Source organism: Arthrobacter sp. 01N442 (assembly GCF_056399345.1).
Genome location: NZ_JBFTRD010000007.1, coordinates 220,561 through 232,365 on the forward strand (window position 1 = coordinate 220,561; position 11,805 = coordinate 232,365).

Here is an 11,805-nt window from a genome sequence, read left to right on the forward strand (position 1 = left end):
TCTTAGGCCTCAGCGGTGCACTGGTGGAAGCGGAGCCGCCATTGGACTCCATCCAGGACCCACAAGGAGCTGCGCAACGCCGTCCCGCTGCGGGTGTGGCTGCGGTAGGTGAGCAGCACGGCGTCCGCGCTGAGGCGGTCGGCGGCCAGAAGCTCCAGCTCGGCGGGCACACCGGGGTCATCTTCGAGAGCCATCATCATCTCGTCCCGGGTCCAGAGCCGACCCGAACTCCCGATCTCGGTGAAGTCGGGGTGAAGCAACACCCCTGTGCGGCCCAGGTCCGAGCGCGTCTCCGGGAGCAGCAGCTCCCGCTCCAGCGCCTCGACGATGGCCTCCGGGGTCTGCTCCGGTCCGCCTGCCGCAGCACGTGATTCCTCCTCCAGCTCGCTGAAGAGGTCCGGCTCGGCGTAGAGGGAGGATTCGCCGAACAGCGTGGGCTCGGCGATCAATTGCTGCGTTCCCGTTTGAGCGTCTGACGACTGTCCAGATGTTGCCCGGGCGCCGTGCATGGCCGCAGCCGAAGCCCCCTGCGCGGCGGGGGCGGTCTGTGCTTCGGGGGCGGCAGCGTCCCCCTCCCGGACGAATCCGGGGCCCTGCCGGGCAGCGACGCCCTGCTGGTAGGCGGTGGCAGCGGCCCGGGCGCGGTCATCCGCTGCCTCGTTGAGGTCATGGCCGGCGTGCCCTCGGACCCACTCGAAGGTGTACTTGCGTCCGGTAAGCGCCTGGTCGATTTCCTTGAGCAGCTCGACGTTGAGCACAGGCTTGCCGTCGGACTTCCGCCAGCCCTTCCGCTTCCAGCCTGGCATCCATTTGGTCACCGAGTTGATGACGTACTGGCTGTCGCACAGGATGTGCAGGTCCTCGCCCGGTAGGTGCGCCGTGGCCCGGAAGAGGTCCAGGACAGCCATCAACTCCCCCTGGTTATTGGTCCCGTGCGGCCACCCGCCGGCACGCCAGCAGTCGTCGTTCACGTACCAGGCCCATCCGGCCGGACCGGGATTTCCTAAAGCCGAACCGTCGGCCGCTGCTGTAATCGTCACTGCACTATCCTGCCAGACCCCTGCCACCCAACGCTCCCTCACATCCGGCGCCTACCTACCCAACGCTCCCTCACATCCGGCGCCCAATCCCCCAACGCTCCCTCACATCCGGCGCCTACCTACCCAACGCTCCCTCAGATCCGGCGCCCAATCCCCCAACGCTCCCTCAGATCCGGCGCATTCCTACCCAACCATCACTCAGACCCGGCGCCGGCGCCTACCTACCCAATGCTTCCCGCCCCCGGAGCTCGACTAAGGAAGCGTCCACCAAACCCCCGCCACAGCTGAGGGAGCGTCCGGCCAAACCCCGCCACAGCTGAGGGAGCGTCCAACCAACCCCCGCCACAACTGAGGGAACGTCCAGCCAACCCCCGCCACAACTGAGGGAGCATCCACCAAACCCCCACCACAACTGAGGGAGCGTCCGGCCAAAAAGCCCACAACCTGAGGGAGGGTCTCAGGGCACGGTTAAACGCCGACGGCGGCCCCACCATTGGTGGGACCGCCGTCGTCGAACTGGCCGTCGCTGACGCGGAACCGTCAGCCCAGGCGTTCAGGGCTTGGTAGCCAGGGGGTTAGAAACCGCCCATGCCGCCCATGCCGCCCATTTCGTCGCCGCCGCCCATCGGGGCACCGGCCTTTTCGGGCTTGTCGGCCACAACGGCCTCGGTGGTGAGGAACAGACCGGCGATGGAAGCCGCGTTCTGCAGGGCAGAGCGGGTGACCTTGACCGGGTCGTTGATACCGGCAGCGAGCAGGTCGACGTACTCGCCGCTTGCCGCGTTCAGGCCGTGGCCGGCGGGCAGGCCGCGGACCTTGTCGACCACAACGCCCGGCTCGAGGCCGGCGTTGAAGGCGATCTGCTTCAGCGGGGCGTCGATGGCTACGCGGACGATGTTCGCGCCGGTTGCCTCGTCACCTTCGAGCTGCAGGTTGGCAAACGCCTTGGCGCCGGCCTGGATCAGGGCCACGCCACCGCCGGCGACGATGCCCTCTTCGACAGCAGCCTTGGCGTTGCGGACGGCGTCCTCAATGCGGTGCTTGCGTTCCTTGAGCTCAACCTCGGTTGCGGCACCGGCCTTGATGACTGCAACGCCGCCGGCCAGCTTGGCCAGGCGCTCCTGCAGCTTCTCGCGGTCGTAGTCCGAATCGGAGTTCTCGATCTCGGCGCGGATCTGGGAAACACGGCCGGCGATCTGGTCGGCGTCGCCGGCACCTTCGACGATGGTGGTCTCGTCCTTGGTGACAACGACCTTGCGTGCCTTGCCCAGCAGTTCGAGGCCGGCGGTCTCAAGCTTGAGGCCGACTTCCTCGGAGATGACCTGGCCACCGGTGAGGATGGCGATGTCGGCCAGCTGCGCCTTGCGGCGGTCGCCGAAGCCCGGAGCCTTGACGGCGACGGACTTGAAGGTGCCGCGGATCTTGTTGACGATCAGGGTGGCCAGAGCCTCGCCCTCGATGTCCTCGGCGATGATCAGCAGCGGCTTGTTGGACTGCATGACCTTTTCGAGGACTGCAACCAGTTCCTTGACGTTGGAGATCTTGGAGTTGACGATCAGGATGTACGGATCCTCGAGGACCGTTTCCTGGCGCTCGGCGTCGGTGACGAAGTAGGCCGAGATGTAGCCCTTGTCGAAACGCATGCCCTCGGTGAGCTCCAGCTCGAGGCCGAAGGTGTTCGACTCCTCGACGGTGATGACGCCTTCCTTGCCGACCTTGTCCAAGGCTTCAGCAATCAGTGCGCCAATTTCGTTGTCACCGGCGGAGATGGACGCGGTGGCGGCGATCTCTTCCTTGGTTTCGATTTCCTTGGCGGAGGCGAGGAGCTCGCGGGTGACCGCGTCGACGGCCTTTTCGATGCCGCGCTTGAGGGAGAGCGGGTCAGCGCCGGCCGCAACGTTGCGCAGGCCTTCCTTGACGAGGGCCTGGGCCAGCACGGTTGCCGTGGTGGTGCCGTCACCGGCGACGTCGTCAGTCTTCTTGGCAACTTCCTTGACCAGCTCGGCGCCGATCTTCTCGTAAGGGTCGTCCAGTTCGATCTCCTTGGCGATGGAAACACCATCGTTGGTGATCGTGGGGGCGCCCCACTTCTTTTCGAGGACGACGTTGCGTCCACGCGGGCCGAGGGTGACCTTGACGGCGTCGGCGAGGATGTTCAGGCCCCGCTCAAGACCGCGGCGTGCCTCTTCATCAAATGCAATGATCTTGGCCATAACGGCAGTAGTCCTTTCGGGACAGTCGTTAAGAATGAACCTTGAGCTGCGGTGCCCGCGACGGACGATTCCTGCCCGGCAGCCTCTGTACGCCGCCGGGCCAGGGATCTCACCCCAGCCAGGTATTTCTCTCGCTCCCACTCAGCCCGCCACCACAACGCAACCGGCCGAACCGGACGTCGTGTTAGCAGTCAATACGCGGGAGTGCTAACTCCATAATTAGCACTCCCCCGGGGAGAGTGCAAGCAGTGGTGACGCCGGGGTCGGCCATCGGCGGCCGCTCTTCGCTACCAGCGATCAGGAGCCGGTACTGCGGGCGGTTTCGCTGCCTGTCAGCTCGGCGTTGTTGTCCGGCCCATAGGTATAGAGCATGTACGCGGCAGCGGTGACGTCGCCGTTGCCATCGAAGTTGATCGGACCCGAGGCGCCGTCGTAGTCAGGGCGCTTGCCGGCCCGGAGGGCGGTTACGCATTCCTGGTAGGACTTGCAGACCGCTGCTTCCCCGGAATTACCGGCGGCATCGCTGCCTGACGCAGTTCCGCCCGAGACAGCAACCAGCTTTGAGGCGATGGAGGTCCCGGCGTCGTCCTCCGCGGCGGCTGCGGCGAGTGCGGCAAGGTTGACGGCGTCGTACGTCTCCGCGGCGAACGCCATGTCCTTCAGGCCAGGGTCCACGGCCACGAGTTCGGCCTGGAAGTGCGCGGAAGGGAACGTGCCGGGCAGGACCCCGCGGGCGCCGTCCAGGGCTTTGGAGCCGAGGCCGGCCCCGTACTGGTTGACCGCTCCGTCGCTGAGGATGAGCTTCTTTCCGGCCAGGCCCGCATTGTTGAGCTCGGCGATGGCGCCTTGGGCGCCGTCCCGGGCTACCAGCACGACCGCGTCCGGGGCGGCTGCTTTGGCGGCCGCTGCCGCCTGTTGCGCCTGGCCCGCCTTGAACTCGGCGTCGACCGCTGTGCCCAGGCCGGCGGCCTTTGCGGCGGCCGAGACTGCGACGGAGACGTCTTGGCCGTAGCTGCCTTCCTCGTGGACCACGGCCAGGGTCTTGGCGCCGCCGTCCTTGGCCAGCTTGACCAGGACCGAAGCCTGCGCGATGTCGGCGGCGGCGGTGCGGAAGTAGTAGCCGCCGCTCTTGTACTTGCTGAGCCCCGACGCGGTGTTCGCCGGGGAAATGACGGCGACCTTGGCGCCTGCGAGGACGTCGATGGCGGCCGCGGCGCGGCTTGAGTCGGTGGGCCCGATCACGACGTCGGCCTTGGCCGCCACCAGGGCTTTGGCCTGCGCCGCGGTGTCCGTGCCGACGGACTGCGGGAGCAGCTCCACCGGTTTGCCCTTGTGGCCGCCCGCCGCATTGATTTCCTTGACCGCCAGTTTTGCCGCCGCCAGCTGGGGCGCGTTAAGGAATGCCTGGCTTCCGGTGTTGTCTAGGATCAGGCCGATCCGCAATGTGCCGTCGCCGCTTGCTTCCGCTGTGTCCACCCGGGCATTGCCCGCGGGTCCGGCGCAGGCGCCCAACGCCACGGCTGCTGCTAACCCGGCCGCCGCGGCACGGCTGAACCGCCGGAACCGAAGCCGGCGGTCAGGGCTCGTCGGGGCAATGGCCACAGAGGAGACTGCCACTAGGCGGGCCGGACGCTTTCGGCCTGCGGGCCCTTTTCGCCTTCGCCGACTTCCAGCTCCACCCGCTGGCCCTCGGCCAGTGCGCGGTAGCCCTCGCCCGCGATCGCGGACCAGTGCACGAAAACGTCGGCCCCCGAGCTGTCGACGGTAATGAAGCCGTAGCCCTTCTCGGCGTTAAACCACTTGACGGTCCCCAATGCCATGTTCTCCACACTTTCTAGCTAGCTTGCCAACGGCCCACCCCGATGTGCGCCGCGGTATGCGAAACGGGTATGCGAAACGAAGTCCGCAGTCACTCTACCCACAGCCTTCCACCAGCGCCCGGACGGGGTCCCGGCCATGCCGGGAATAGTTATTCAGGCGTAACCGAAGCCGTCGGCCGGCCCGGCGCTACTGGAAACCGGGGCCCAGGACGACGACCAGCGGCATTTGGAAGTCCGCCGAATCCACCAGAGTGCCAATTCCGAGGAGCGAGCCCAGCGCTTCGGCGTTCGCCTTCTGCGCCGGGCCGTTGTAGAAGACCACGGAGGTCTGCTGGGGGGCGCCGCCCCAGTTGCCGACCGGGCCCTGGACCCATCCAGCGCCGGTGAGCCTTGATCCGACGCGGCCGGCCAGGCCCGCCGTCGTCGTTCCGTTGTAGACCGCCACCGGCTGCGTCTTGTCAATCTTCTTGTCCCCGGCCTGGTCCGCGGCGGCGCTCGGCGTGGCTGAGGGGGACGGCGTGGAGCCCGCCGGGGCGAGGCTGCCGGTCGGGCGGCTGCTGGGGGACGGCTTTGAGCCGTCCCCGGAGGAAGCTGCCTGCGACGCCGCGGCGTTGCTGCTGGCCTGGTCGGCGGACATGGACGAGCCGCCGGCCGGACCAAAGCCCAGTTTCGGGAGCAGGAGGAACGCGACGAGGCCTACGGCGAGGGCTGCGCCTCCCGAGGCGAGGATGGGACCCAGGCGGCGGGCACCGGGTGCCGCGACTGTCCGGTGGACACCTTGGCGCGTGGAGGCCTCCGGGACCCGATCAAATTCATCCCGAGCGTATTTGGTCATGGTAAAACGACGTCCTTGCTGATTTCTGGCTGATGGCCCGACGCCGGAATCCGCGCGGATTTCCGCGCCTCCGGCCGGACCACACGCGCTTTACTTACGCGTCCGAGCCCAAACGGCGTGCAGTGCGGGCACGTTGTCGTGACGTACGTAGTCTACGCAATCTCTTGACCAGCATGGGATCGTGGGCCAAGGCCGCCTCGGTGTCGATCAGCGCGTTGAGGATTTGGTAGTAATGCGTCGCGGAGAGGTCAAAGAGCTCCCGGATGGCTTGTTCCTTGGCGCCGGCGTACTTCCACCACTGCCGTTCCAAGGCAAGCATCTGCTGCTCGCGGCTGCTCAACGGCGAGCCCTCGGAGACTGCCGTAAGCGCGGCGTCGGCGCCATCCGCGGGCAGGTACTCGGGTGCTGCTTCGGCCACTGCACACTCCCTGGCTCGTTCCGATAGGTCTCCCCCACATGTTACGGCCGAATAACAGGCTTGTCATTTGGCGGGCCGGGCAGCGGGCCGGGCAGGGTCCCGGGTCCCGGGTCCCTGCGAGAATGAAGCCGTGCCTGATTCATTTAATTCCGATGCGCTCTTCGAACTGGACCCCGCCGCCGGCGAAGCAGTGGACCTCGCGGCAATGGCGCGCCTTCCCTTGCGCGAACTCGTGGCACCGGACTGGGCCGAGGCGCTGGCGCCGGTCGAGGAACAGCTGCGCTCGGTCCTCGAGTTCCTCGCCGCGGAGACCTCCGGCGGACACGAGGTGCTGCCGGCGCCGTCGAACATCCTGCGGGCCTTCCGGCAACCGCTCTCCGACGTCCGCGTCCTGATAGTGGGCCAGGATCCCTATCCCACGCCTGGCCACGCCGTCGGCCTGTCCTTCGCGGTGGACGGCGGCACCCGGCCGCTCCCCCGCAGCCTCGCCAATATCTACAAGGAGCTCGACGCCGACCTCGGGCTGCCGCCACGCGTACACGGTGACCTCAGCCGCTGGGCGGAGCAGGGGGTGCTGTTGCTCAACCGCGTCCTCAGCGTCCGGGCCGGAGCTGCCGGTTCACACCGGAGCAAGGGCTGGGAACCCGTGACGGAGGCCGCGATCCGGGCCATCGCGGAGCGGCAGGACGCCGACGGCAGCCCGGTCCCGCTCGTGGTGATCCTCTGGGGCAAGGACGCGGAAGGCGTGCGGCCGCTGCTTGGCTCGTCCGCCGTGATCGCCAGCGCCCACCCGAGCCCGCTCTCGGCCTCGCGCGGATTCTTTGGCTCGCGCCCGTTCAGCCGCACCAACGAGCTGCTCGCCACACAAGGCGACGGGACGGTGGACTGGGAACTGCCGCCGCTGCCCTGACCGGCTTCTTGGCTAGGCTTAGCACCATGACATCTGTCCCCGCTGCCACCTCGGCGAACCGGAACTCCCGGCCCCAGACCAACCTCACCGTCCTGCGCCGGGAACAGCTCTCGCCGCACATGGTCCGCATCGTCGCCGGCGGCCCCGGTTTCGCCGCCTACGTCAACAATGATTACGTGGACCGGTACGTCAAAATCGCGTTCCCGCAGCCGGGCATTGATTATCCGCAACCGCTGGACTTGTGGGCCATCCGGGAGTCGCGCCCGCGTGAGCAGTGGCCGCACACCCGGACCTACACCGTCCGCTGGGTCGACGAGGCGGCGGCCGAACTGGCGATCGACTTCGTCATCCACGGAGACGAGGGCCTGGCCGGTCCCTGGGCCGCCTCCGCTCAGGCCGGAGACAGCCTCGTCTTCACCGGACCAGGCGGAGGCTACAACCCCGATCCGACGGCGGACTGGCACCTCTTCGCCGGCGACGAGTCCGCCTTGCCTGCCATCAGCGCCGCCATCGGGTCCCTCCCCCGGGACGCCCGCGGGCTCGCCTTCCTGGAGGTGGACAGCGACGCCGACGTCCTGGGGATCGACGCCCCCGCAGGACTGGAACTGCGCTGGCTGCTGCGCCGCGGTGCCCCGGCCGGGAGCGGTACCCTGCTGGTCGATGCGGTGCGTGACGCCGAGTGGCCGGAGGGCAAGGTGCACGTCTTCGCGCACGGGGAACGCGGCTACATGAAGGGCCTGCGCCCGGTGTTCTTCGCCGACCGCGGCCTGGAGCGCTCCCAGGTCTCCCTTTCCGGGTACTGGGCCAGCGGCCGGGTGGAAGATGACTTCCAGGCCGAGAAGAAGCTGCCGATCGGCAAGATCTAGTCCGCCCGCGGTCCGGAGCCCCCGGAGCCCCCGCGGTGCAGGGGCTCCGGAGATTCAGCGGCGGCGGGCGCGGCGCCGCTCGTTGCTGGCCAGGCTGCGGGTCAGCGGCCGGGCGAGCGTGTCGCCGAGCACAATGCCGGCCGCGACCCCGAGCACGATTGCCCCTGCGTTGAGCATCCCGCCGGCCCCCATCAGGATCTCGGACTCCTCGATAGTCAATACATACATGGACCGGAATATGGTCAGGCCGGGCAGTAGGATGAGTGCCGCGGGCACCGCTACGACGAGCTGCGGGGCGCCCATCCGGAGCGCCACTACACGGGCCAGCAGGCCAATGACGACGGCGGCGAGGGCCGGGGCGAAGCGGGGTCCGATGCCTGCGGCCGATCCGCCGATCAGCACCAGATGACCGACGACGCCGACCGCCGCTGTCGGGAGCAGGAGCTTCAGTGAGGTCTGCTCCGTGACGCCGATGGCGACTACGGCGACGGCGACCAGCGGCACCAGCACCCACAATGGATACTCCGCCGGGAATGTTTCGGTCACGTCGATGGCCTTCATCCCGGTCATTGCCCCCACTACGAAGCCCACGGCTATCCCGGCCACCAATGCGCCGAACGTCAGCATGGTGGACAGGAAACGGCCCGCCGCGGTCACCGGGAAGCCGTTAATGGCGTCTTGCACGGACGAGACAAGCCGGCCGGTGGGGAGCAGCAGCAGGATCCCGCCGACCACGACGATCGCCGGCGGAATCTGGATTCCCGCCCGGCCGCCGAAGCGCCAGAGCAGCAGCGCGATCAGGGTCACGACGAACGAGCAGGCCGCCGTGATGAAGAAGTCAGGGGTGCGCCAGCGTCCCAGTTGCCGTGCCAGCAGGCTGATCAGCAGGTTGGAGAGGAAGGCTACGCCGGAAGCGGCCAGGTCGCCGCCGAGCACGCCGACAAAGACGGCGGAGAAGACGCCGAATGCCACGGTGACCATCCAGCGCGGGAACGGCTTTGGGCTGTGCGTGATCTCGTCGAGCCTGCGCACCGCTTCCTCGCGGCCCACTCCGCCGGCGACGATGTCCGTGACCAGTTGGTGGACCTCGGCCAGGCCGGCGTAGTTGTTGGTCCAGGACCGGACCACCCGCAGCAGCGTGATGGGCGTCTGGTCCTTCGGGGCATAGTTGATGGCCACCGACTGGTTGGTGATGTCCACCTCGATGTTCTTCAGCCCCAGCGCAGCGGTGATGGCGATGATGCTGGTTTCCACTTCGAGGGCGCCGGCGCCGTACCGGAACATCGATTCGGCGAGCTTCAGGGCGAAGTCGATGGTCTTCCGGGCGGAGCTGTCCACGCCGCCGACCTGGATCATCGGATTGGCGTACGGGCTGCCGGCCAGCCGGTCAACGATACTCAGCGGCGCCGTCGGCGGGTTCTCGCCCTGCACCAGCCTGCGGAGCATGCGTTTCGCGGCGGCGTTCTGGCGCACCTCCATGGGCGACATCGGCTCGGTCCGGGGCAATCCGTCGGTCTGCGGCCCGCGGCGGCCGTCGGGGGGTTTGGTCATTGCGGCCTCCTCACATCAAGCTTGCGGGCGGTTTAGTAGAACTGCTGGCCCGTACGCCGCGTGTACAGCTGGCGGGCGACGCGCTCACCGGCGGCCATCCAGGCCTTGTACTTCAACGGGCTCAGGACTTGGTCGTAGCATCCGACGAAGTCCGTGACGGTCTTGCTGAAGCTGGTCTTGAACAGGCCCAGGCCGTGGAAAGGGTTGGACGTGTCCTTCAGCTTGTCGCTGGGCGGCGTGCCGCAGAAGTCGTATTCCGTGCAGCCGAGTTCCTTGAGCTGGTTGATAGCCGTCCACTGGACCAGGTGCGAGTCGCCATACTGGCTGCGCTTCTGCAGGGAACCGCCGTCCTTATACGTGCCCTTGCGCCCGTAGTTGATCACGAACGCTCCCACTGAGGGCACGCCGTTTTCGTAGACGAACAGCAGGCGGCCCTGGCCGCGGTCCAGGAAGTTGGTCCAGAACTGGCGGTAGTACTCGTACTCGCGGACCCGGACCTGGGACTTGGCCTCCACCGTGTTGGTCATCAGCGCATACATCGCCCGGAAGTTCTCTTCGCTGGGCTCCACGTTGTGGACCTCGACCTCCTCGCGGATGGCCCTGCGGACGGCGTTGCGGCCGCGGGAATGCAGGTTGCGCAGCAGCTGGTTTTCCTGCGGCGAGATGTCCAGCAGCGCAGTGGAGTCGTTGGGCTGCAGGTTGTGGGTCTTGACCAGTCCCGCGCCCTCGATGATGCGCCGTGCGTCGTCGGAGAGGACGATGTCGGGCTCGATTTTGATGGCAAAGACGCCGAGCCGGGCACGCTTGACGAACTCGGCGTTTGCGGCCGCGATGCCCGGGATGTCCTCCACGGAAGCGACGTCTGGTCCCTTGATGAGGTACCAGAGCTTGCCGAGGACGGGGAAGGACTTTTCCAGGACCAGGTTATAGCTCGTGTAGTCGGCCGTCTCGTAGACCAGGTGGAGCGGCTTCCAGCCGTAGTGCTGCTTGACCTCGGCGAAGGCCTCGGATTGGAGCAGGTTCCCGCCGTTGGGGTTCGCGGTGACGTGGGCGTCCCAGTTGGCAACCTCTTCGGCGGAGGCAAAGCGGGCGGTGAATTCTCGCAAGGGTGCGGTATCCAATCTTTGCGGAACGAGCTTCGGCGGCATGGCTGGCATGCAGCCTCAAGTCTATCGGGAGGCCGGGGACTGCCGTGGCGCAACTGCCCTGCGCCGGTCGCCGTACCGGGGTTACGCTGAAGATATGCATGCACAGCCGGAATCCTCGGCCGCCCGCCGGCAGCACCCGCGGGGAGGAGCGGGCAGGCCCCGGCCCGGCACCCAGGCGTTGGTCCTCATGGCCTTGCTGGGCGCCTCGGCGCTGGTGGCGGCGCTCGGCGGGCTGGCGACGGCGGGCAACGTCAACGGCTGGTACGCCACCGCGGACAAGGCTCCGTGGTCTCCGCCGAACTGGCTCTTCGGACCGGTCTGGACGTTCCTCTACGTCGCGATGGCTGTGGCGGCGTGGCTGGTCTGGCGCAGCCGGGCCGAAGGGGCCAGGACCGCCCTCACCGTCTACGCCGTGCAGTTGGTACTGAACCTGCTGTGGACCCCGGCGTTCTTCGGCCTGTACCCGGTTTTCGGAACCCCGGCGCTGTGGGTCAGCTTCGGCATCATCGTGGCGCTGGCGGTCGCGGTGGCCGCCACCGTGCTGCGCTTCGGCCCGATCAGCCGCACCGCCGGGCTGCTGCTGCTCCCCTACCTGTCCTGGATCGTGTTCGCCTCGTCGCTGAATCTGTGGGCGGCACTGCACAACTAGGAGTTCAGCACTCCACCACGTTGACTGCGAGGCCGCCCATGGCGGTCTCCTTGTATTTGGAGGACATGTCCTTGCCTGTCTCGCGCATGGTCACGATCACCTCGTCGAGAGAGACGCGGTGGGAGCCGTCGCCCCAGAGGGCCATTTTGGCGGCGTTGATGGCTTTGGCGGCGGCGATCGCGTTGCGTTCGATGCAGGGGATCTGGACGAGCCCGCCGATCGGGTCGCAGGTCAGGCCGAGGTTGTGTTCCATCGCGATCTCCGCGGCGTTTTCCACCTGCTGCGGAGTGCCGCCCATGACCTCGGCCAGGCCGGCGGCCGCCATTGACGACGCGGAGCCGACCTCGCCCTGGCA

The 11,805-nt window shown here is 67.6% G+C and carries 12 protein-coding genes; 3 read left to right on the forward strand and 9 right to left on the reverse strand.

Annotated elements, in window-relative coordinates:
- Window positions 1-2: 2 nt before the first annotated feature.
- From AC1DNC_RS15340 to AC1DNC_RS15365, 6 genes are all read right to left on the reverse strand, one after another.
- Window positions 3-1,040, reverse strand: coding sequence for an RNase H family protein (locus AC1DNC_RS15340; RefSeq protein ID WP_476863385.1), 1,038 nt, complete (start codon window positions 1,038-1,040; stop codon window positions 3-5).
- Between the two features lie 575 nt (window positions 1,041-1,615).
- Window positions 1,616-3,253, reverse strand: a complete 1,638-nt coding sequence (gene groL / locus AC1DNC_RS15345; RefSeq protein ID WP_476863386.1) for a chaperonin GroEL — start codon at window positions 3,251-3,253, stop codon at window positions 1,616-1,618.
- 297 nt (window positions 3,254-3,550) lie between these two features.
- Window positions 3,551-4,729, reverse strand: a complete 1,179-nt coding sequence (locus tag AC1DNC_RS15350; RefSeq protein WP_476863387.1) for an ABC transporter substrate-binding protein — start codon at window positions 4,727-4,729, stop codon at window positions 3,551-3,553.
- Between the two features lie 140 nt (window positions 4,730-4,869).
- On the reverse strand, window positions 4,870-5,073 hold the full coding sequence (locus AC1DNC_RS15355) for a cold-shock protein (RefSeq protein ID WP_175322015.1): 204 nt from the start codon (window positions 5,071-5,073) through the stop codon (window positions 4,870-4,872).
- Between the two features lie 187 nt (window positions 5,074-5,260).
- Window positions 5,261-5,908 (reverse strand): LytR C-terminal domain-containing protein, encoded by a 648-nt coding sequence (locus AC1DNC_RS15360; protein WP_476863388.1) that lies wholly within the window; start codon window positions 5,906-5,908, stop codon window positions 5,261-5,263.
- Between the two features lie 94 nt (window positions 5,909-6,002).
- Complete coding sequence (locus AC1DNC_RS15365; protein WP_476863389.1) at window positions 6,003-6,326, reverse strand: DUF3263 domain-containing protein; 324 nt, start codon at window positions 6,324-6,326, stop codon at window positions 6,003-6,005.
- A gap of 205 nt (window positions 6,327-6,531) precedes the next feature.
- Here AC1DNC_RS15365 and AC1DNC_RS15370 point away from each other — a divergent pair, with 205 nt between their 5' ends.
- On the forward strand, window positions 6,532-7,236 hold the full coding sequence (locus AC1DNC_RS15370) for a uracil-DNA glycosylase (protein ID WP_476863406.1): 705 nt from the start codon (window positions 6,532-6,534) through the stop codon (window positions 7,234-7,236).
- Window positions 7,237-7,262: 26 nt separating this feature from the next.
- Window positions 7,263-8,102 (forward strand): siderophore-interacting protein, encoded by an 840-nt coding sequence (locus tag AC1DNC_RS15375; RefSeq protein WP_476863390.1) that lies wholly within the window; start codon window positions 7,263-7,265, stop codon window positions 8,100-8,102.
- 54 nt (window positions 8,103-8,156) lie between these two features.
- Here AC1DNC_RS15375 and AC1DNC_RS15380 read toward each other — a convergent pair whose 3' ends face one another.
- Window positions 8,157-9,653, reverse strand: coding sequence for a threonine/serine exporter family protein (locus AC1DNC_RS15380; RefSeq protein ID WP_476863391.1), 1,497 nt, complete (start codon window positions 9,651-9,653; stop codon window positions 8,157-8,159).
- A 32-nt stretch (window positions 9,654-9,685) separates the two neighbouring features.
- Window positions 9,686-10,759 (reverse strand): lipid II:glycine glycyltransferase FemX, encoded by a 1,074-nt coding sequence (locus tag AC1DNC_RS15385; protein ID WP_476863392.1) that lies wholly within the window; start codon window positions 10,757-10,759, stop codon window positions 9,686-9,688.
- Between the two features lie 136 nt (window positions 10,760-10,895).
- On the opposite strand from AC1DNC_RS15385, the gene AC1DNC_RS15390 reads away from it, so the two are divergent.
- Window positions 10,896-11,450 (forward strand): TspO/MBR family protein, encoded by a 555-nt coding sequence (locus AC1DNC_RS15390; RefSeq protein WP_476863393.1) that lies wholly within the window; start codon window positions 10,896-10,898, stop codon window positions 11,448-11,450.
- 4 nt (window positions 11,451-11,454) lie between these two features.
- Here AC1DNC_RS15390 and AC1DNC_RS15395 read toward each other — a convergent pair.
- Window positions 11,455-11,805, reverse strand: a 351-nt coding sequence (locus AC1DNC_RS15395; RefSeq protein WP_476863394.1) for an L-serine ammonia-lyase, iron-sulfur-dependent, subunit alpha, incomplete at its 5' end; no start/stop codon positions are given.

Coding starts and splice junctions, on each gene's coding strand:
- AC1DNC_RS15390 (WP_476863393.1), top strand. CDS start 10,896: ATGCATGCACAGCCGGAATCCTCGGCCGCCCGCCGGCAGCACCCGCGG.
- groL (WP_476863386.1), bottom strand. CDS start 3,253: ATGGCCAAGATCATTGCATTTGATGAAGAGGCACGCCGCGGTCTTGAG.
- AC1DNC_RS15375 (WP_476863390.1), top strand. CDS start 7,263: ATGACATCTGTCCCCGCTGCCACCTCGGCGAACCGGAACTCCCGGCCC.
- AC1DNC_RS15360 (WP_476863388.1), bottom strand. CDS start 5,908: ATGACCAAATACGCTCGGGATGAATTTGATCGGGTCCCGGAGGCCTCC.
- AC1DNC_RS15370 (WP_476863406.1), top strand. CDS start 6,532: ATGGCGCGCCTTCCCTTGCGCGAACTCGTGGCACCGGACTGGGCCGAG.
- AC1DNC_RS15380 (WP_476863391.1), bottom strand. CDS start 9,653: ATGACCAAACCCCCCGACGGCCGCCGCGGGCCGCAGACCGACGGATTG.
- AC1DNC_RS15355 (WP_175322015.1), bottom strand. CDS start 5,073: ATGGCATTGGGGACCGTCAAGTGGTTTAACGCCGAGAAGGGCTACGGC.